The organism is Lentilactobacillus sp. SPB1-3 (genome assembly GCF_026913205.2).
In the GTDB taxonomy this organism is placed as follows: Bacteria; Bacillota; Bacilli; order Lactobacillales; family Lactobacillaceae; genus Lentilactobacillus; species Lentilactobacillus terminaliae.
This window is the reverse complement of record NZ_CP168151.1, coordinates 163,558-183,523: the sequence shown is the minus strand read 5'-3', so window position 1 is coordinate 183,523 and position 19,966 is coordinate 163,558. Positions and strand designations below refer to the sequence as shown.

Sequence of the window (19,966 nt, the reverse complement as noted above, 5' to 3'; positions counted from 1 at the left end):
ACTCAATTAATTTCCAAAGCTTATTATAGACCCTGCCGAAAAAGTGTCAACCATTAGTATGAAAATATTTGAAAATTTGACATTCCTCAGCTGGTCGATATAATCAAATCGTATGTCATCGACTAAATAATTGAGGAGTCAAACTGTGTATAAACCTGAGTTAGAACTATATTATCAAGCTGGTACATTAGATAACTTCACCGAAAAACAGCTAAAGATCTTAACGGCTGCGATCCAAATATTTTCTGAAAAAGGTTATGAAAATACTAGTACCAAAGAAATCGCTGAAGCTGCCGGCGTAGCTGAAGGAAATATCTTTGCCAAGTTTAAAAACAAACGGGGATTACTAAATGCTATCATCGAACCCGTTTTAAATCGTGTCTTTCCATCCACTATCGATTCATTCATCCAGGACAAACTTTCCCAAAATTATTCTAGTACCACAGAGTTCGTCCACGCCCTATTGATTGATCGAATGGACATGGTTAAAGACAATGATAAAGTATTTAAAATATTTTTTACCGAGCTTTTTTATGATCATCAAGTCAGACAAAACTTGATCAACATTTTCCCCAATATTTATTGGCAAAAATTAAACACATTGATTGATGAATTAAAGGCCGATCATATCTTAAATTCACTGCCTAATAGCGACATTATTCGGACTCTTTGGTCCATCATGGGTGGCTTGGTGCTAGGGTATCTGTTCTTCAATCAACCACTTGATGACAGAACTATCGATTCAGGTATGACTGCTTTAATAGAAGCAATCGAACCCAAAGTTTTTTAAACAATATTCAAATATCTAAATCCAATAAAAAACACCGTAAAATCATAAATTCCGATTTTTCGGTGTTTTTGCGAACTAGATTATTCAAACATTTGAATTAGTGATTAGCTAAATACTCACTGATTTTGGCGATAGAAATCAGATTAAAATTGTGTTGGTGCGCAAACTCCACCAAATCTCGCCCCTTTGCCATATGACCATCTGGTTTAATTATTTCACAAATATAAGCAACTGGACTTTTACTAGTTAATTTAGCCAAACTAACTCCAGCTTCGGTATGCCCTTGGCGTTCTTGCAGGCCAACAGTCACTGCTCTCAATGGAAAGGCATGCCCTGGGTGATAAAAGTCTGCAAATGTCGCCTGTGGGTCAGCCATCTTTTTGATAGTGGTTGCCCGATCAAAAGCAGATATTCCGGTGCTTGTACTTCTGGCGTCAGCACTAACCAAAAATGCTGTATTAAAAGCATCATTACTAGTGTTAGTCATCGCATTAAGTCCTTGCTGTGCTGCCCATTCCGGTGCCATTGGTACACACAACAATCCGCGAGCTAGTGTAATCATCGTATTAACTGTAGCGGGAGTCGCAAATTCAGCAATTCCCAACAGATCTCCTTCACCTTCTCGGTCAGGATCATCTGTGACGACTACCAATTTGCCCGCCTTTAAATCGGCTAATGCTTGCTCCATATTACTCATGCTCATCCTCCTTATTAAACCCATCTATATGATTAATTTAGTTGCAGTTCAACTTCCAGCAGTCGTAAAAGAGCATTAGCGCACTCACTACCCTTGTTACCAGCTTTTCCTCCTGCTCGATTCAAAGCCTGTTCCAAATTATCCGTAGTTAGAACGCCGAATAACACTGGAACTGGTGCAGTGGTAGCCAATTCGACTAACTGATGTGTCACTGCTTCACTGATAAATTGATAATGATCGGTTTGTCCCTTCACAACGGCACCTAAAGCGATAACTCCAGAATACTCATCCTTTTGAGAAACCAAATTGACAATTCTAGGGATTTCAAAAGCTCCGGGAACTTGGTAAACGACTATGTTGCCATCGTCAATTTCAGACTGGCTTAGGGTTTGTACTGCTCCGCTTAGCAATCGGTCGGTAACAATATTATTAAATTGGGAAACAACGATTGCGATTTTTTTCGATTCATTCATATTTTTCATTTAGTCGACCTCCGATAATAAATGATGAAGTTTGCGTTTTTTAGTTTGTAGATATTTTTGATCGAACTGGTTAGCAGGAATTTCAAGAGGAATTCGATGATCTATTGTGATTCCTTCTAAACTGAGTTGTTTAATTTTGTCTGGATTATTAGTTAGCAGATCAATATGACTAACACCTTGATCCTGCAGGATGTTTGCTGCAACCTCATAACTACGGCTATCTACTGGCAAATGTAATTGTTGATTAGCTTCCACAGTATCAAATCCTTGTTCTTGAAGGCGGTACGCCTTTAACTTATTAACCAGTCCAATGCCACGACCTTCTTGTCTTAAGTAAATAACTGCGCCACAACCAGCCGCCTCAATTTTTTGAAGAGCAGCGTGAAGTTGCGGACCACAATCACATCTTAATGAGCTTAAGACATCGCCAGTAAAGCACTCAGAATGAACTCTAACCATAGGTGCCTTAACACTCTTTAAATCTCCCTTATAAATCAAAAGTGTCGGTGGTTCCTGATCTACTGCATAGGCGATAACCTTGAAGTTTCCGTATTCAGTCGGTAAATCTGCTTGGGCGCGCGCCTGCAAAGAATTATTAGTCACCATACGTCCGCCTCCACTTGTGCCCGCTGAATATAACGAGCAAGAACATCGACTTCCAAATTATATTGATCATCCTGATGGACATTGAGGAGGCCAGTATTATCCGCGGTATAGGGAATCAAATTAACTGTAAAAGTCTTATCAGTTACCTGTGTCACAGTTAAACTGGTTCCGTCTAACGCAACTGACCCTTTATAGGCCACAAACGTTGCTAATGAATCGGGCAATTCAAAAGTAAGTTTTACAGAATTACCATCCTGGGTCTTCTTTACCAATTTAACTGTTTGATCAACATGACCTAACACAAAATGACCATCGAGTGGTTCTCTCAAAGTTAGAGCCGGTTCAATATTCACGACATCATTGACCCGTAAAAATTTCAATGTCGTCTTTCTATAAGTCTCCGGCATAACAGTCAACATCAGACTTTCGCTCGTTAAATCAGTCACTGTCAAACAAACGCCATTGATTGCTAAACTACTACCTTCTTGAATTTCGAAGCTTTCCGGACGGCGAATCGTTAACTTTAATGATTCATCAATAGTTGCCACGTCTAATACCCGACTTCTGCTCTGAATAATTCCAGTAAACATGATTAATTGCTCCTTTCAAAAACTAGTTTGACGTCATTCGCTAATGTTTCGACTGAAGCTAAACTAAGTTTCAGCGGCTCTTGCAGACCAATTCCGGTTAACACTGGCAAGGCTTGATTACCAAATAATAACGGCGTGACGTAGGTAACTATTCTGTTAAATTGTTTTTCTGCCACAAACTGATTGAGCACTTGGCTACCACCCTCAACCAGCAAAGATTGAATGCCAACATCCGCTAAATATTCTGAGATATTTGCTGCCGTCCAACCACTTTTTACGATAATTTTGACATTTTCAGGAACTGTTTTTTGAGGATCCTGGTTGGCCATTACCCATACTGGGCTTTCCTTCGTTGCCGTTTGAAATAGTTTATTACTAAACTTAATTTCGTCCACGTTATGAGTAACAACGATGCGAATTAGTGAAAAAATGGCGCCATTCCGAACTGTTAATTCAGGATCATCAATCTTTAAAGTATTCATTCCCACCAAAATTGCTTGAGTATTTTGACGCAGATCTTGGTTGTCATTAAAAGCCTCCTGGCCAGTTAGCCGAGACCGCTGGCCATTTGAAAAATTGATACGCCCATCCGCAGTCATCGCATATTTAAGCGTAATTAATGGCCGATGATTTCGAAAATAAAATCGATAAGCATCGTTCGCTGCTAAAGGTGTATTCAACACGATAACTTTCACATGGTGGGATTCTAAATACTCGATACCTTTACCCGATACCAGCGGATTCGGATCAACTTCGCCGATTACAACCGTTGTGATTCCAGTTTCGACGATCATTTTCGCGCAAGGAGGCGTTTTGCCAGTATGGGAACACGGTTCCAACGTCACGTACATTGTCGCTCCTTGTGCACTTTCTTCATCAGCTAAATGATTGATCGCATTGACTTCAGCATGTGGTCCACCAAATATCTCATGATGGCCTCTGGCTAGAATTTGATCATCTTTAACGATTACTGCCCCGACCTTGGGATTTTTCCAAGTTCGCGGGTGATCTTTAACGGCTTCTTTCAAAGCCATTTGCATGTAAAACATATGATTCAAGTCCATTCACCTCGTAAAAAAGGCCCTGCAAAAAATTGCAGGGCCAGGAATTTTATCAAGCTAAAAAAGACTTCAACCGAGCACAGCTAATCAGCTGTTGACGGTACGAAATATTAGCATTTTCTTCTCCCATCCAGACTGTACTGTCGGTCCCAGAATCACACTGGGTCAACCGCAAATATATGCGGGTCACGGACTTCAATTCGTAAATTGTCACCGTCGGTCGGGAATTTCACCCTGCCCCGAAGAAATCTATTCAGTTTTCGCAAACAAGCGTACTACAAAATAAAATTGATGACAACCCGAAAAATATTTTAATTTACCGCCATTTTTGATAACCATTACACAAGTAACGGAAACTATTTAAGCGTGGCATTCCTATATAATAGGGGATCAGCGACGTGATCCAGAAAGCATATCGTTGCAGTATTTGCAAACCAAAATTTTGAAGTTTTCACTTGCATGCTCAATTATTTGCCATTACTTTTAGAAGTATTCCGTAAACAAGTGTAAAATTTAGTTTAGTAATTATAAAAGGAGTTTATTAAATATGAAATTTCGTACATTAGGAAAAACCGGATTCAAAGTCAGTGAAGTTTCACTAGGTACTTGGCAACTTGGCGGCCAATGGGGCACACAATTTAACGAAAGTGACGCTACTGAAACATTAGCTGAAGCTTACGATAAAGGTGTTAACTTCTTTGATACTGCAGATATTTACCAAGATGGTGCCAGTGAGCATACAGTCGGTCAATTTTTAAAACAACATCCAGACGTTCACTACACAACTAAAATTGGTCGAAAAGATCCATTATCAGTTACTAGTTTTAATAAAGAACACCTTGAACAATATGTAAATGAATCATTAAGCAACCTTGGCGTTGACTCACTAGATATGGTTCTTCTTCATTGTCCACCAATGAGTGTTTACTACATGCCCGAAACATTCTTTGCCCTAGATGAGCTTAAAAAAGCAGGAAAAATTCAAAATTATGGTGTGAGTGTTGAACGAGTTGAAGAAGCTCTAAAGGCTTTAAGCTATGACATTTCGGCTGTCGAAATTATTTTCAACATGTTCCGCTTACGTCCACGCGATTTATTCTTTGATCAAGCTAAGAAGAATAACGTTGGCATTTTAGCCCGTGTTCCTTTGGCAAGTGGATTATTGACGGGTAAATATGATTTAGATACTAAATTTCCAGCAGACGATCACCGGACAACCAACCGAAATGGTGAATTGTTCGATAAAGGAGAAACATTCTCCGGAGTTGATTACAAAACTGGAGTTATGGCAGCTAACGAGCTTAAGCAACGCTTAGGAACAGATAATCTAGCAGCAACTGCCTTGAAATTTATCTTGATGCACGACGCCATCTCAACGGTTATTCCTGGTGCCAGCAAGCCAAGCCAAATCGAAAGAAATACAGTGGCTTCAGATCTTGATGAATTAACACCTGATCAAATGGCAGTTGTTCAAGATGTTTACAACAAATACATTAAAAATCCAGTAGAATATCTCTGGTAATCTACTTGGTCATTACTAATTTTTTGTTTTAATTTGATTCAGATAATCTTATACTATTAACATTGAAGTAGGGAGATGGAGAAGTCATGAAAGTTACTGTTATTGGAGCAACCGGGAGAGTTGGTTCATCAGTTGTTAGAGAACTGATCAACAAGCCCGACGTTGAAGTATTTGCCGGTGCTCGGCAAGTCGAAAAAATTCCAACTGGGGTCAACGTTACCCCATTCAAAATTGATCTTCACGTGTCACCAGAATTACTGACTGAAGAATTGCCAGATAGCGACACGATTATTTTCACTGCAGGTTCTGGGGGCAAAGACCTATTACAAGTCGATTTAAACGGAGCTGTTAAGGTAATGCGAGCAGCTGAACATAAAGGTATCAAGAGATTTATCATGTTGAGTTCACGAAATTCATTAAACTTAGATGCTTTTAGTGAACCAGATATCTCGCCTATCGCCGACTATTTGATTGCTAAGCACTATGCAGATAAGTGGTTGATGAATAATACCGATTTAGATTTCACTATCTTACAACCAACAGCTTTAACTGAAGAACCCGCAACCGGCAAGATCACTCTTGGTCAATACGCATCCGATTCAAATACCATCGATGATGTTGCGACAACTATCGTGGCCATTCTTAAAAATGATCGAACAATCCGGAAAGTAATCGCTATGAGTAATGGTGACACTCCGATTGAAGAAGCAGTATCCGAGCTATAAACATTTTAACCAATTTAATGTTACTTTTTATAACATAACGATAGACCTCACCAAAAATAAATTTGGTGAGGTCTTTTTTTGTGCCATGGGTTATTTTCAACTTCTACCCAAATATTCTCACATAACATCACTCAAATTAAACTTTACTTAGCAAATTTTAATGTTAGAATTCATAACATTAAGTAAAAGAGGGCGATTATATGAGCTTAGCAAACACATCATTTGTAATCATTGCTAGCATTCTAGTTCTATTCATGACTCCGGGTTTAGCATTTTTCTATGGGGGACTGGTGTCGAAAAGAAACGTTGTTAACACAATGTTGTCGGTCTTTATCATGACTGGTGTTGCCATTTTGCTCTGGATAATTCTTGGCTATTCCTTAGCATTTAGCGGTAATCATTGGGGAATCATTGGCAACCTACATAATTTTTTCATGCACAAATTCAATTCAACATCCCTCACAGCAACCAAAATTCCTGAAAGTATATTTTCACTCTTTCAAATGATGTTTGCCATTATCACTCCGGCCTTATTCGTTGGCGCGGTTGTTGGTCGGATTAGATTCAACTTTCTACTCGCATTCATAGTCTTTTGGTCCATCTTGGTATATTATCCAATGGCTCATATGATTTGGAGCCCTGCTGGCATACTTGCTAGGCTGGGAACTCTAGATTTTGCTGGTGGAACAGTCGTACACATCAATGCAGGCATTACCGCCTTTGTATTGTCAGCATTTTTAGGGAAAAGAATTCACTATGGTGATATTCCTCACACCCATTACAACTTACCATGGGTTCTGCTAGGAACATCGATTCTTTGGATCGGCTGGTATGGTTTTAACGCTGGCTCGGCACTTGCAGTTAACTCAGTTGCAGTTTCTGCAGTGATTACCACCACAGTCGCCACTGGAGCATCAATGATCACTTGGATGTGTTTAGATATGATTATTTCCGGTAAACCTACGCTAGTTGGTGTCTGTACAGGAACACTTTGTGGTTTGGTTGGCATAACGCCCGCTGCTGGATATGTGACTATCGTCGGCGCCTTCTTCATCGGTATTCTGGCTACCTGTGCAAGTTATTTCTTCGTTTCCCAATTAAAAGATCGCATTGGGATTGATGATGCATTAGATGCCTTTGGCTGTCACGGCATTAGCGGCATCGTCGGCAGTATTTCAACTGGTCTATTTGCTACTAAAACTATTAACCCAGTTGTGACTACTAATGGATTATTCTATGGCGGTGGCTGGCGATTGCTTGGAATTCAGCTGGCTGCCACAATTGCCACAATCGTATTCGTAACTATCGCTTGTTCCATCATTATCAAGGGTCTTTCAACGCTAATGCCAATGCGGGTCAACCGACAGGAAGAAGAGCTCGGACTTGATCAAGGTGAGCATGGCGAAGAAGTTGACTACACGATTGAAATGGCTCAAAGTATTGATAGCTACCAAAGCGACCTCAATTTATATAGCAAAGAATTTCGAGGGCAATTAGAGAAGTTAAATAATTCATCATTACATCATTAATTTAAAAACTAAGAAAAACGGTAACCTACCATTTGGTAAGTTGCCGTTTTTTGACTATTTATTTTCTTTTTTCAGAATTTTTTCTAATTGATTATACTGACTGATCATCCATGTCTGATAGTCTTTGCCAGCAGGAAGGGTTTCAGTGATCGACAATACTGGAACATCACTCTTCTTAGCCAAAGCCACCATATTATTGACTGTCTTAGAATCAGCTTGTTTGTTTAATACGAAAAAGGCGATACGGTGGTTCTTGATTCCCTTTTGCATTGCATCAATCGTGCTAGGCGACTGATCCACACCATTTTCAGTGTCGTCTTCAAACGTCTTATTTCCCACCTTAAATCCAGCAGATTCTAAAGCATAATCAAATACCGGTTCACTGACATATACTTGTTTAGTTTTGGATTTCTCTGCTAATTTGTTTAGGTTAGCAATTTTTTTATCGATCGGTTTTAACGATTCAATATATTTTTTAGCATTCTTAGTGAAATAATCCTTGTTCTTAGGTTGAAGTTTTCCAAAGCGTTTGGCCAACTCGTTAGCTAGCTTGGGCATTGTTTCAGGCTTGTACCAGACATGTGGATTATCACCGTTTTTCTTATTAAGTAAGTTTTCGCCAACTTGGATGTATTTCGCATTGGAATTATTTTTTACTAAATTATCCATCCAGTTATCATAGCCAATTCCATTGGCAATCACGACATTTGCCGTGGCCACAGCTTTCCCATCATTCGTGGTTGGAGTGTAATCATGGGGATCAACATCAGGTTTATTGATGATTTCGGTGACATTTCCCTTATTACCAGCAACAGCCTTAGCAACTTCACCATAAAAATCGGTGGTGGTAACAACGTTAATTTTACCTGTCTTCGGATTATTCCCACTTGTAGATGAACATCCGGCAATTAGTAACATTAATGAAAACAACGCTACGATTAGTGTAATTCCTCGGTTCTTTTTCAGCACAGTAATAATCTCCTTATGTAAATAGTAATGAATACTCTTTAACAGTATGCAGAATCCCCGCTAACTTGTCAATCTACTTCCAAAAGTATTGCACAAAAAAACTTCGTGAGGCCAATAGCTTCACGAAGTTTAGATTATTTTATTATTTATTATCTTTATCTACAGCTACCAAACCACCAGCTAGATTACTTAAATCTGGATGATCAGCCTTAACGATCAACTGTTCATTTACAAATGCCATTTGACCAATTTGACTCATTTCTCGACCATAGCCAGAATTTTTGACTCCACCAAAAGGTAATTCGGGCAAGGATGCCATAAAGTTATTTACGAACACCATCCCAGTCTCAACCTTAGAAGCTACCTCAGCAGCATGATCACTATCACCGCCGAAGACAATTCCACCTAGACCAAACATAGAATCATTTGCCAGTTCAATCGCTTCTTCTTCACTGTGAACCTTATAAACATGAGCGACTGGTCCAAACATTTCCTCGCTATATGCAGGATTGTCCTTAGTAATATTAGTTAAAATCGTTGGTTTAAAGAATTGACCAGGTAAATCAATTGGTTCATTACCATACTCAACAGTAGCTCCGGCAGCAACTGCCCGATCAACTTGCTCTTGAAGCTTATTCTTAGCTTTTTCTGAGTTCATTGGAGCTAAAGTTGTGTCATCATCCATCGGATCGCCTGGTTTTACTTTGGAGAAGTTATCTTTTAATTTGGCAACGAATTCATCATATAAGTTGTCCATAACAATGAATCGCTTGGATGAAGTACATACTTGACCAGCGTTATACAATCTTGCCCGCCAAGCGATGTTATTAACATCATCAACATTCGCATCAGCTAAGACGATGAATGCATCCATACCACCAAGTTCCATGGTATTCTTCTTCAAATTCTTACCAGCTGCTTCAGCAACTGAACGACCACCACGCTCTGATCCAGTGAGGGCCACACCTTGAATTCTAGGATCTGCAATTGCTCTAGTAACTTGACCATAGTTTAAAAACAGATTGGTCAATGATCCCTTAGGTGCCCCTGCTGATTCAACGATATCAGCAAACATTTTTGCAGAAGTTGGGGTATTGGAAGCATGTTTTAAAATCATAGTGTTTCCAACCATAAAGTTAGGTGCAAAGACCCGCATGATTTGATAATAAGGGAAGTTCCAAGGTTCTACCATCATGATAACTCCAGTAGCGTGCTTTTGAACTTCAGCTTCACCGTTAGCGATAGTATCGATTTTATCAGGTTTCAGCAAATCCTCAGCGTGATCAGCGAACCAATCGGCAATCATTGCACACAGTTCGACTTCTCCTTTGGATTCTCTATAAAGCTTACCCATATCAACCGTAGCTGCTTTAGCAAGTTCATCAGAATGCTTGAGAATATTTGCAGCAATTTGATGAAGAATCTTGGCCCGTTCAGAAATTGGTTGATCCTTAAACTGTTTGAATAAACGATAACTTGTATCAATCGCGCTTTCTAACTCAGCGTCGGTCGTATCTTCATATTCCTTAACGATTTCATTTGTGTATGGATTAACTGTTTTATATGCCATTCTATAAAATCCCTCCTAGTTTGTGAAAAGTTAATTAACTACTAAAAAATAGAAAAGCAACCAACTAGTGGTTGCAAGATTGGATTAATAAACTTAAAGCGTTTACATTTTGGCTTAAATTAACTATACCATCTTTTGAAAATGGCATCAACATAAAAAAACGACGTTTTCAAAATATCTCGAAAGCGTCGTTCTTAAAGCTAATATTTATGAAACTTTTTTCTTCGTTGAATCTTTAATCACGAAAACTAATAACATCGCAATAATTTCCAAAATAAGGAAAGTCAAGAAGACTCCTTTGAAATTACCATTACCTAAGATAACTGTGGCAACCACGATGGCCGTTGAACCCATAATTTGTCTGATGGTGGCAATAATTGATGATCCATGAGGAATAAGGTCATCGGATAATGAATTAGCTCCTAAGGTCGTTGCTGGCATCATAGCGAAAGCATTACCAGCCTCCACTACCATTGAGCCAATAATAGCTAACCAGATACTGTGCATGTCACTAATTGCGAACAACAGTAACCATCCAACGATAAATAACCCAAAACCGATCATAATTGTTGGTTTGAATCCCACTCGGTCAGCCATTTTACCACTACGACGATTAAGCCATGAAAGTAGTGCTGCCGCTGGAACCAATGACAATCCTGACCACAATGGTGACATTCCTAATACCTGTTGATAATACAGTGGCATTACGATAGTCACGGTAATCAATGACATGTAAGAAAGTGATGTTAAAGCCACCCCTAAATCAAAGTTAGTAATTTTCAAAATATCTAATCTAAGTAATGGGGTTTTTGATGATAGCTGACGTTGAACAAAGAGCCATAATAAGACGATTGAAACCACCAAAATAATCCAATTAGTATAATTAGTTACCGTCATCGACTTAATTTCATTGATGAAGTAAAGCAAACCAATGATTCCCAAAGAATAAATCACTGAAATAAAATCAAAGTTGCTAGACTTGATCTCTCGAGGGCTCACGATTGTTCGTAAGGCCAAGATAAACACTACCAGTAAGACGACTAGGAACAAGCCAAAAATTGCTTGCCAGTTTAAAATCTGTAACAATACACCTGAAATAATCGGACCAACTGCCAAAGCAGATCCCATTACCAAGCCCACAGTTCCCATAATAGCTCCTCGGTGTTTTTGAGGTGTGATTTCAAGAATGATGGACTGGTACGAAGGAAAGAGGATTCCGACACTAATTGCTTCCATTAATCTTCCAACCATCATAATCTGAAAGTTGGGTGCGAAGATAATGATTATTGTACCAACAGCAAAAATTCCTAATAATGTTAAATATAATGGCTTGAACTTAAAATTATCCATTAACCATGGCGATAATGGCATAACTACCGACATAACTAGCATGAATCCCGTTGTTAACCAGGCAATCGTACTAGCAGGTAAATTAAAGTACTTCATAAAAGTTGGGTATGCAGTCGATAGTGATGACTGACTAATTGACATCGTAAATGTTCCCACCAGTAAAGTGGCAACGAACCATTTTCTGGCTTTATCTGTAAGCTCCACAATAATCCCCTCCAAAAATAACTTTACAAAATAAAACGGAAACTAGAAACCTGGTTTGCTTCTACTTTCCGTTTATATTTTCCAATTCATGTTCTAAACAATTATTACTCTCTTACAACCATCACTGAAATTGGTGAATATTTTGCCATATAAGCAGCTTGAGAACCAAAATACTTTCTGATTCCTGTCTTAGAAAGTGAACCAATAATCAACAAATCGGCATCTGTCGCTGGAATAACGTTTTTCACGATAGTTTCACCGGCTTCGCCTTCATCAATTACCATTTCAACGTTCTTAACCCCTGCTCTCAATGCTAAATCGCGATACTTAGCAATATGTTCACTTAACTCATCACGCTTGCCGTGAATAAAGTCCTTATTCAAAGCTTCATAAACATTCATATCTTCGTGTTCCAAGATTGAAGTAATAATCAAAGTTGCGTCTTCACTACGAGCCTCACGGATTGCGTATCTAAATGCTAGTTGCGCATCCTCTGAATCATCAACTCCTACTAAAATACGTTTAAAGTTTTTGTTATAATCTTCGTTTGCCACAAAAATACCCCCAGTATATTTAATTATTCGATGAATTTGCCATCTTTGAACTTAGCATTTGATCTTCTCAAGTCGACTGTCATCCAAATCAATAATAGGACTACGAAAATCATTGCTCCGTAAGTCACGATATCAACAGTGGCTGAATTAAATGCTGAGCCTAATAAAGCTTTAATTTGATCTGGTAATCCGTATAAGTTAAGTCCAGTTAAGGAAATAACTGAAATCCACCCTAGAATCTTAATAATCAAGGTGTTCTTAAAGCGATCACCCATTTCTAATTTACTATCAGTAAACATTAATAGTGGCAACATTGAAAATGGTAATGCGAACGCCAAGAATACCTGCGAATTATTCATCAATGTGTTGAGAGCTTCGTGTTGTTGAATATCAGTTTGACCATTAGTCATCAACACACAAATCACAACTGGAACAATCGCAATTAACCGGGTTACTAATCTTCTCATCCACAATGGCATTCTCATATGGATGAAACCTTCCATAATAACTTGACCAGTTAACGTACCAGTAATAGTTGAGTTTTGTCCAGATGCTAATAAGGCAACCGCAAATAATGTTGATAAGGCACCTGACTTGGCAACTTGAATCAAAATTCCATTACTCAAAGTTGATGGATCAGACAGGGCAGCGTATAAACCGAAGAATGATGGGTCTTTAACGGCGCCATTCTTAAACACAGCCACTCCCATAACTAACAGCAAAGCGTTAACCAAGAAAGCTACTGTTAGTTGAATATTTGAATCCCATGCAGTAAATCTAACTGTTTGAGCAACTTCTTCTTCGTCATTGTGATCGACCTGACGAGTTTGTGAAATTGCTGAATGAAGGTACAAGTTATGTGGCATAACAGTAGCTCCAATAATACCCAAAGCACCAGTAAGTGGTGTAATACCACCAATTTCTGGCGAGGTAGCAAATGTCTTAGTAGTTGGAACTAATCCAGCTAAGGCAGCACCCCAGTTAGGATCAGATAGAACTACTTGGTAGATGAAAACTAATAAAATTACTAAAATCAAACAAACGACAATTGCTTCAATTTTTCTAAATCCAACTTTGGTAAGCAATAATAGTAATAATACGTCTAATACCGTGATGAACACAGCAATTATCAACGGGATATCAAATAATAGATACAGGGCAATTGCCGCTCCCAATACTTCCGCGATATCCGTTGCCATAATAGCTAATTCGGTCATGATCCATAAAACGATTCCTAAGGTCTTGCTAGTTCTAGACCTAATCATTTGTGCCAAATCCATCTGTTTCACAATGCCCAGTTTAGCCGCCATGTATTGTAACAGCATTGCAATTAAACTCGACATTAAGATTACAGACATTAATAGATACTGGAAGTTCTGACCACCGGTAATTGAAGTTGACCAGTTACCTGGATCCATGTACCCCACTGCAACTAGAGCACCAGGGCCTGAATATGCCAATAACGTTCTAGCAAATCCTTTTCCTTTTGGAACTTTAACTGTTCCATTAATCTCTTCCAACGAAGGTCCATCTGCGTGATGAATTAATCTTTCCTTCTTTGGTGACTTATTGTTATCCATTATGGATTTCCTCCTCCTGGGTGAACTAGACTCTCACCAACCATAATATTAGCATAAAACAAAAAAATGTACAGGCGACAACTGCCCATATATAGGCATTTGTTCACTATTGATTGTCGTGATTTCACTAAAGGAACCGGTTACTATAACAAACAAATTCATGCCATTTAATTTTTCCGACTTAATATTAGTAATTAAATTCATAATATGCAAAACTAAACTACAAACGTTCAAAAAAATTCATTGTTTAACCTCACAAAAAAATACCAATATTTAGATTGACTTTGTTCCATATAATGTTTATATTTTACGGCGTGTTAAATATACTAGGAGGCTCCATTATGGCATTTCTTGAATTGCATGACATTCACAAATCCTATTATTTAGGAAAAGAAGAGTTCCCTGTTCTTAAAGGTATCGATTTAAACCTTGAACGTGGCGAATTCATCTCAATTTTAGGTGAATCCGGTGGTGGAAAATCCACATTAATGAATATTATTGGTGGGCTTGACCGTAATTTCTCTGGTTCCGTAATTATCAATGGTAAAAAACTTGATCATAGTAAAGAAAAACAATTAGATAATTACCGAAGAAGTACGGTTGGCTACATCTACCAATCATATAATTTAATTAGCCACTTAGATATCGTAGACAATATTCTCGTATCTTTGAATATGACTAAGTTATCCAGTTCAGAAAAACGTCAACGAGCCATTGACCTACTTTCTCAAGTTGGCTTGAGCGATCAAATAAAGAAGTATCCTAATCAACTATCTGGTGGACAAAAGCAAAGAGTTGCTATTGCCAGAGCCTTAGCAAGTGATCCTGATATTATTATCGCTGATGAACCAACTGGAGCCTTGGATTCTCAAAATACCAAAGAAGTTTTGGAAATTTTAGATAAAATTGCCTCCGAAGGTCGTTTAGTAATCACTGTTACCCACTCTCAAGCAGTGGCAGACTATGGAACTAGAATCGTTCATTTGGCAGATGGTCAACTAGATGGTGATACTCGATTAAAGCCTGCTTATCCAGTACCAGATAACGAAGAAAAGCTTGAATCAAAGCCACTCTCTGCTGGTGCAAGTTATAATGATGCTTTCAAACACTTGAAATATAATTTCTGGCGCAACTCACTGATTATGATTGGTACCGCAATTGGATTGTTTGCAGTACTTCTGTTCAGTGGTTTGGGAAATGGGGTCAACGCCTTCATCCAAGATCAAATCAACTCTATGATTAACCCAAATTCCATTACAGTCATGAAGAACCCTTCTGGAAAGAAGTTAAGTTCTGCTGCATTTCAGGCTTCGTTGAGCAAAACGGCTAGCCAACCGCAAAAATTAATGCTCAAGGATTCAGAAATTAAAAAATTAAATGATGTGAAAAACGTTGATAAAGTGGAACCTGGTTATCAATTATCTAACTTCACTCTGTCTCGTGGTCGCAAGAATGCCAATGGTTCTAATATGAACACTTGGTCAAAGGCCATTACCGATAATACTGTAGCAACTGGTCACAAACCAGGTAAAAATGAAATTGTCATCGGTAAAACTCAAGCAGTATCACTAAGTAATAGCAAAAATTACAAAAAAATAATTGGTAAAAAAGTGGTTATTTCCTTCCCATGGATCAATGGTAATAACCGCCCAGTTCAAGTCAAAGGAACTGTTAAGGTGGTCGGTCTTACCAAAGGTAGTGGTCAAACAGCTGTGGCAGCAGCCACAAACTACTCGACTATGAAAGCCATTCTTAAAAAGTCCGGAGCCGAAACAAAGGCTAACTATGTTTCAGTTAATATCAAAAAGAGTACTCAAGTTAAACAAGCCGCTTCTGACATTAAGAATATCAAAACCGACGGCAAGTACACCTTCGGGGCTATCACTGTCGGTGATATCTTAGATACGGTTAACCAATACGTTCAAATTGCGACAATTATTTTGTCTGCAATCGCCGGTATTTCATTAATCGTATCTGCCTTAATGATTATTGTAACGATGTACATGTCAGTATCTGAAAGAACTAAGGAAATCGGTATTCTTAGAGCCTTAGGTGCTAGAAGAAAAGACATACGTCGCCTATTCACAGCAGAATCCGTTCTAATTGGTTTATTCTCAGCTGCAATTTCATTAGTTATTGCCTGGGGAGCTCAAGTTGGGTTGAACAAGATGCTGTACGGAATCGTTAAATTCAACATGGTGCAAATCACGCCAACAGATGTTGTTACGACAATCATTATTGCAATCGTAATTTCATTTATCGCTGCATTACTACCTGCTAGAAGAGCATCAAGATTAAATCCTATCGATGCGTTGTCTGCAGATTAATAATATTTAATTAATAAAAAAACCGTAACGAATGAAATCGTTACGGTTTTTTATTATTTTTTACGGAGTTTTGCCAATCCGACATACAAAACCACGGCCAAAATCATGGAAACAAACGTTGCACCAATAGTATTGGCAATCATCGGAATAGATTTAAAAATAATGTAACTAATTACCGAAATCATCCAGACAATGATAGCTAACCAGTTAATGCCAAAACGATACCAGTACTTTCCTCTGATTTTTGTGAATTCCTCAGCAACATAATTTTGGTTGGCAATCAGATAATAATCAGCTAAGAAAATGGCAATTTCTGGTCCTAAAAACATTCCGATTCCATCAAGAAATGCGGTGAACACTCCCAGAAAAGTCGAGTAAAATGCAGGAATAAACGTCACAAACGTTGCTATGATCGTCACCAGGATAATACTAGGTGTTAGCTTCAATCGCTTGGTCATATTAGTTAAGGCTGAACCCGCTGCCATTAGATTAACCGCATTGGCTGTCGTACTGGTAATAATGATGACCAGCATGGCTAAAATTCCTAATCCTAATTTACTAGCAATGGTTGATGGATCTGAATTATTAGCATCAAAGTGACCTAAGGTAATAGCTGTCGCAATCGTAGATATGGTACCAACCGCAGTGAACCAGAAGAAACCTAAATTGGCCCCTAAAAATGGTGCCCAAGTGGCGCTACTTTCCTTCTTTGAAAAACGAGTAAAGTCGCTTCCCGCAGTTACCCAAGCTAAGTTAAATGCGGCTAAGACATCGACGGCTTGACCAGAAGACATTTTGACATTGGCTGCCGGCCGATAGGCAATGATTTCGCTGAACGAAACATGCTTAAACACCACGTAACTTTCCCAAATTACCAGAATAAATACCAACACAATGCCGACACGTTCAATAATTCTGACGGAAACTTCCCCCATAGATGTGCTTAAAATATGTAAAATACTCATGATGACGATACCGAGAATCAAGCCTTTCATCCCACCAGGTTGACCATATACTGGCCAAGCCAATAAATCATGCAAGATATAGCTAATTGAAGTGGCCGCGATAAATGTATTAACAGCGGCCCATCCGATGAACTGAACCAGATTGATTATCGATGGCAAAAAACTACCTCGTAATCCAAAAGACGCTCTTGTGAGAGCCATCGAAGAAATTCCGGTATCATAACCCATTTTCGCAGCTAACGCTAAGAGAATATACGATATGATTCCGACAACTACCATGGTTACTGAAGCCGTAGCGAATCCACACGCAGCAATCACACCACCGACAAACCAGGTTCCGTTATTGGCATTTGCCCCCACCCACGTGGCAAACATATCCCAAAATGATTGGTGTCGATGCTCTTTGTTAACAACTTCTATCTGACCAAATCGATTGTTTTCCATAATTAGCTCCTAACTAAGAAATCCCCTTATACCCGAAGGCATAAGGGGACCTCTCAGTAGTATGGAAATCCACACAAACTGATTCATTACTTAGTCGTTCCTTATAGCCTCACGGGACTAATTAAAGGATATTTTTCTATTAGTATACGGACAAATATGGAACAACGCAACTAAAATTATTGAGCTAAGTAACCACCATCAACGGTGAACTCAGAACCAGTAGCAAACTTAGATTCGTCTGAAGCCAAGTAAACACAGATATATGCAATATCATTTGGTTCACCAATGTGTCCCATTGGAGTTTGAGTTCTTTGTGATTGTGCTTCTTCAGCACCAGGAATATCGTCAACTAATGGTGTCTTAATGTAACCTGGATGAACAGTGTTAACACGAACATCATAGTCATTTAAAGAACAGTGTAAGGCAGCTGATTTAGTCAATAGTCTTACTCCACCCTTTGAAGCGTTGTAAGCAGCAAGATTAGGGTCACCAACAAATCCTTCGATTGAAGACATGTTAATAATCGATGCACCCAAATGCTTATTCTTCATCTTGATAATTCCTAGCTTGGTTCCGTAGAAGACACCATCTAAGTTAACTGACATTAACTTGCGCCAATCCTCAGCAGTGGTCTCTTCAATATTTTTGGCAATTGCAATCCCCGCATTGTTTACCAAAGTTGTTACTTGGCCAAAAGCTTGTTCAGTTTGTTCAAACAAGTCATTCCAACCTTGTTCATCGGCAGCATCGTGTTTAAAGAACCGAATTTGATCTGGAGTACCAATTTCCTTAGCAGCCTTTTCGCCGATTTCTTCCCGGCGACCAGTGATAACTACCTTAGCCCCTTCTTCAACGAACTTTTGGGCAATTGCATAACCAATTCCTAAAGTTCCTCCAGTAACGATTGCAACTTTATTCTTTAATCTATCAGTCATATATGTGCCTCCCCGATAAGTATCTTGCATGTAAAATATATCACAATGAAATAATAAATGAAAGCCTTTTCAGAAAATATTGTAAATTTTTTTCAGCTCACCCTATTGATAAAAGAATTCAGAATGTGCTATCTATCTTGTAAGTTGCCTAAGATAACTGCAATTGCTAGGGCGAATAATCTAATAAAATTTTATTTTTAAAATCTCTTGACAAGTGATTGGAATATGATTAGTATTATCATTAAATTTTAATGATTCTTTATTTAAGGCTCTGACGAGAAGAGTAACTACTATGTGATTTGCAAAGAGAACCCGGTTGGTGTGAAAGGGTGAGATTAACGGTAGCGAACATGAACTCGAAATAGCCATTTCACAGTTAACGCTGTGGAATCGGGAGCAACCGTTACCTTGCCGAAGTATCAACAGGTACTTTTTGAGGTGATGGCTGCGAAGTCATTACAAATAAGGGTGGTAACGCGAAAGCACTCGCCCCTTCATCAGAAATGGTGTGGGGGCGAGTGCTTTTTTATTTATCAATCATTAAAACTAAATTAGTTAATCAGATTAAAAAACAAAGGAGATTTTTATTATGGCAAAAGTTGAAAGTTTTACATTAGATCACACAAAGGTTAAAGCACCATACGTTCGTTTGATTACTGAGGAACACGGTGATAAAGGCGACGTTATTTCAAACTATGACTTACGATTAGTTCAGCCCAATGAAAATGCTATTCCTACTGCAGGATTACACACAATCGAACATTTACTTGCTGGTTTGCTTCGTGATCGGCTTAGTGGAGTAATTGATTGTTCTCCATTTGGATGCCGAACTGGATTTCATTTAATCACTTGGGGAAAACATTCCACTACCGAAGTCGCTAAGGCTTTAAAGAGTTCTCTAGAAGAAATCGCCAATGTAACTAAATGGGAAGACATCCCCGGCACAGACATTACCAGTTGTGGTAACTACCGTGACCATTCACTATTTTCAGCCAAAGAATGGAGCAAGAAAATTCTTGCTGAAGGAATTTCAGATCAACCATTCGAAAGACACGAAATTTAATTT

General features: G+C 38.6%; 18 protein-coding genes and 1 riboswitch. Of the genes, 6 read left to right on the top strand and 12 right to left on the bottom strand.

The features are described from left to right. Positions 1-145 precede the first annotated feature (145 nt). Positions 146-790: a TetR/AcrR family transcriptional regulator gene (locus O0236_RS00870; protein WP_268912296.1), complete on the top strand. Its 645-nt coding sequence runs from the start codon at positions 146-148 to the stop codon at positions 788-790. A 97-nt stretch (positions 791-887) separates the two neighbouring features. On the opposite strand, the gene ribB is transcribed toward O0236_RS00870, so the two are convergent. Genes ribB through ribD form a run of 5 tightly spaced genes read right to left on the bottom strand, consistent with a single transcriptional unit; the run spans position 888 to position 4,214 of the window. Continuing rightward, positions 888-1,487, bottom strand: a complete 600-nt coding sequence (ribB, locus tag O0236_RS00865) for a 3,4-dihydroxy-2-butanone-4-phosphate synthase (protein ID WP_268912295.1) — start codon at positions 1,485-1,487, stop codon at positions 888-890. A gap of 32 nt (positions 1,488-1,519) precedes the next feature. Next, positions 1,520-1,969 (bottom strand): 6,7-dimethyl-8-ribityllumazine synthase, encoded by a 450-nt coding sequence (ribH, locus tag O0236_RS00860; protein WP_268912294.1) that lies wholly within the window; start codon positions 1,967-1,969, stop codon positions 1,520-1,522. Next, positions 1,970-2,575: a GTP cyclohydrolase II gene (gene ribA, locus O0236_RS00855; RefSeq protein WP_268912293.1), complete on the bottom strand. Its 606-nt coding sequence runs from the start codon at positions 2,573-2,575 to the stop codon at positions 1,970-1,972. It lies immediately after the preceding gene. Continuing rightward, positions 2,569-3,165, bottom strand: coding sequence for a riboflavin synthase (locus tag O0236_RS00850; protein WP_268912292.1), 597 nt, complete (start codon positions 3,163-3,165; stop codon positions 2,569-2,571). Before O0236_RS00850 ends, ribA begins: the two co-directional genes overlap by 7 nt. Positions 3,166-3,167: 2 nt before the next feature. Further along, positions 3,168-4,214 (bottom strand): bifunctional diaminohydroxyphosphoribosylaminopyrimidine deaminase/5-amino-6-(5-phosphoribosylamino)uracil reductase RibD, encoded by a 1,047-nt coding sequence (gene ribD / locus O0236_RS00845; protein ID WP_268912728.1) that lies wholly within the window; start codon positions 4,212-4,214, stop codon positions 3,168-3,170. Between the two features lie 126 nt (positions 4,215-4,340). Continuing rightward, positions 4,341-4,477, bottom strand: a riboswitch (FMN riboswitch). Positions 4,478-4,773: 296 nt separating this feature from the next. Between ribD and O0236_RS00840 the strand changes: the two genes are divergently transcribed. The 3 genes from O0236_RS00840 to O0236_RS00830 all read left to right on the top strand — a co-directional run bounded on the left by O0236_RS00840 (position 4,774) and on the right by O0236_RS00830 (position 8,002). Then, the gene (locus O0236_RS00840; RefSeq protein ID WP_268912291.1) at positions 4,774-5,748 is read left to right on the top strand and encodes an aldo/keto reductase; all 975 of its coding nucleotides are present in this window, start codon (positions 4,774-4,776) and stop codon (positions 5,746-5,748) included. A gap of 86 nt (positions 5,749-5,834) precedes the next feature. Next, the gene (locus O0236_RS00835; protein WP_268912290.1) at positions 5,835-6,473 is read left to right on the top strand and encodes an NAD(P)H-binding protein; all 639 of its coding nucleotides are present in this window, start codon (positions 5,835-5,837) and stop codon (positions 6,471-6,473) included. 200 nt (positions 6,474-6,673) lie between these two features. Next, positions 6,674-8,002, top strand: a complete 1,329-nt coding sequence (locus O0236_RS00830) for an ammonium transporter (protein WP_268912289.1) — start codon at positions 6,674-6,676, stop codon at positions 8,000-8,002. 54 nt (positions 8,003-8,056) lie between these two features. Here the strand turns inward: O0236_RS00830 and O0236_RS00825 are convergent, their stop codons facing one another. The 5 genes from O0236_RS00825 to O0236_RS00805 form a co-directional block, all read right to left on the bottom strand. After that, positions 8,057-8,971 carry a metal ABC transporter solute-binding protein gene (locus tag O0236_RS00825; RefSeq protein ID WP_372791461.1) on the bottom strand — a complete coding sequence of 305 codons (915 nt, stop codon included), beginning with the start codon at positions 8,969-8,971 and terminating at the stop codon, positions 8,057-8,059. 142 nt (positions 8,972-9,113) lie between these two features. Next, positions 9,114-10,541 carry an NAD-dependent succinate-semialdehyde dehydrogenase gene (locus O0236_RS00820; RefSeq protein ID WP_268912288.1) on the bottom strand — a complete coding sequence of 476 codons (1,428 nt, stop codon included), beginning with the start codon at positions 10,539-10,541 and terminating at the stop codon, positions 9,114-9,116. Between the two features lie 207 nt (positions 10,542-10,748). Next, complete coding sequence (locus O0236_RS00815; RefSeq protein WP_268912287.1) at positions 10,749-12,095, bottom strand: MFS transporter; 1,347 nt, start codon at positions 12,093-12,095, stop codon at positions 10,749-10,751. 104 nt (positions 12,096-12,199) lie between these two features. Further along, entirely contained in the window at positions 12,200-12,649 is a 450-nt protein-coding gene (locus tag O0236_RS00810) for a universal stress protein (protein ID WP_268912286.1), read from the bottom strand. Between the two features lie 23 nt (positions 12,650-12,672). Continuing rightward, positions 12,673-14,229 carry an Nramp family divalent metal transporter gene (locus tag O0236_RS00805; RefSeq protein ID WP_268912285.1) on the bottom strand — a complete coding sequence of 519 codons (1,557 nt, stop codon included), beginning with the start codon at positions 14,227-14,229 and terminating at the stop codon, positions 12,673-12,675. Positions 14,230-14,570: 341 nt separating this feature from the next. Here O0236_RS00805 and O0236_RS00800 point away from each other — a divergent pair, with 341 nt between their 5' ends. After that, positions 14,571-16,556 (top strand): ABC transporter ATP-binding protein/permease, encoded by a 1,986-nt coding sequence (locus tag O0236_RS00800; RefSeq protein WP_268912284.1) that lies wholly within the window; start codon positions 14,571-14,573, stop codon positions 16,554-16,556. A gap of 53 nt (positions 16,557-16,609) precedes the next feature. Here the strand turns inward: O0236_RS00800 and O0236_RS00795 are convergent, their stop codons facing one another. Then, positions 16,610-17,965: a cytosine permease gene (locus tag O0236_RS00795; protein WP_268912283.1), complete on the bottom strand. Its 1,356-nt coding sequence runs from the start codon at positions 17,963-17,965 to the stop codon at positions 16,610-16,612. A gap of 176 nt (positions 17,966-18,141) precedes the next feature. Next, positions 18,142-18,900, bottom strand: coding sequence for an SDR family oxidoreductase (locus O0236_RS00790; protein ID WP_268912282.1), 759 nt, complete (start codon positions 18,898-18,900; stop codon positions 18,142-18,144). A 589-nt stretch (positions 18,901-19,489) separates the two neighbouring features. Here O0236_RS00790 and O0236_RS00785 point away from each other — a divergent pair. Further along, complete coding sequence (locus O0236_RS00785; RefSeq protein WP_268912281.1) at positions 19,490-19,963, top strand: S-ribosylhomocysteine lyase; 474 nt, start codon at positions 19,490-19,492, stop codon at positions 19,961-19,963. Positions 19,964-19,966: the final 3 nt, after the last annotated feature.

Coding starts and splice junctions, on each gene's coding strand:
- O0236_RS00805 (WP_268912285.1), bottom strand. CDS start 14,229: ATGGATAACAATAAGTCACCAAAGAAGGAAAGATTAATTCATCACGCA.
- O0236_RS00840 (WP_268912291.1), top strand. CDS start 4,774: ATGAAATTTCGTACATTAGGAAAAACCGGATTCAAAGTCAGTGAAGTT.
- O0236_RS00820 (WP_268912288.1), bottom strand. CDS start 10,541: ATGGCATATAAAACAGTTAATCCATACACAAATGAAATCGTTAAGGAA.
- O0236_RS00800 (WP_268912284.1), top strand. CDS start 14,571: ATGGCATTTCTTGAATTGCATGACATTCACAAATCCTATTATTTAGGA.
- O0236_RS00850 (WP_268912292.1), bottom strand. CDS start 3,165: ATGTTTACTGGAATTATTCAGAGCAGAAGTCGGGTATTAGACGTGGCA.
- ribA (WP_268912293.1), bottom strand. CDS start 2,575: ATGGTGACTAATAATTCTTTGCAGGCGCGCGCCCAAGCAGATTTACCG.
- ribB (WP_268912295.1), bottom strand. CDS start 1,487: ATGAGTAATATGGAGCAAGCATTAGCCGATTTAAAGGCGGGCAAATTG.
- ribD (WP_268912728.1), bottom strand. CDS start 4,214: ATGTTTTACATGCAAATGGCTTTGAAAGAAGCCGTTAAAGATCACCCG.
- O0236_RS00835 (WP_268912290.1), top strand. CDS start 5,835: ATGAAAGTTACTGTTATTGGAGCAACCGGGAGAGTTGGTTCATCAGTT.
- O0236_RS00785 (WP_268912281.1), top strand. CDS start 19,490: ATGGCAAAAGTTGAAAGTTTTACATTAGATCACACAAAGGTTAAAGCA.
- O0236_RS00795 (WP_268912283.1), bottom strand. CDS start 17,965: ATGGAAAACAATCGATTTGGTCAGATAGAAGTTGTTAACAAAGAGCAT.
- O0236_RS00790 (WP_268912282.1), bottom strand. CDS start 18,900: ATGACTGATAGATTAAAGAATAAAGTTGCAATCGTTACTGGAGGAACT.
- ribH (WP_268912294.1), bottom strand. CDS start 1,969: ATGAAAAATATGAATGAATCGAAAAAAATCGCAATCGTTGTTTCCCAA.
- O0236_RS00830 (WP_268912289.1), top strand. CDS start 6,674: ATGAGCTTAGCAAACACATCATTTGTAATCATTGCTAGCATTCTAGTT.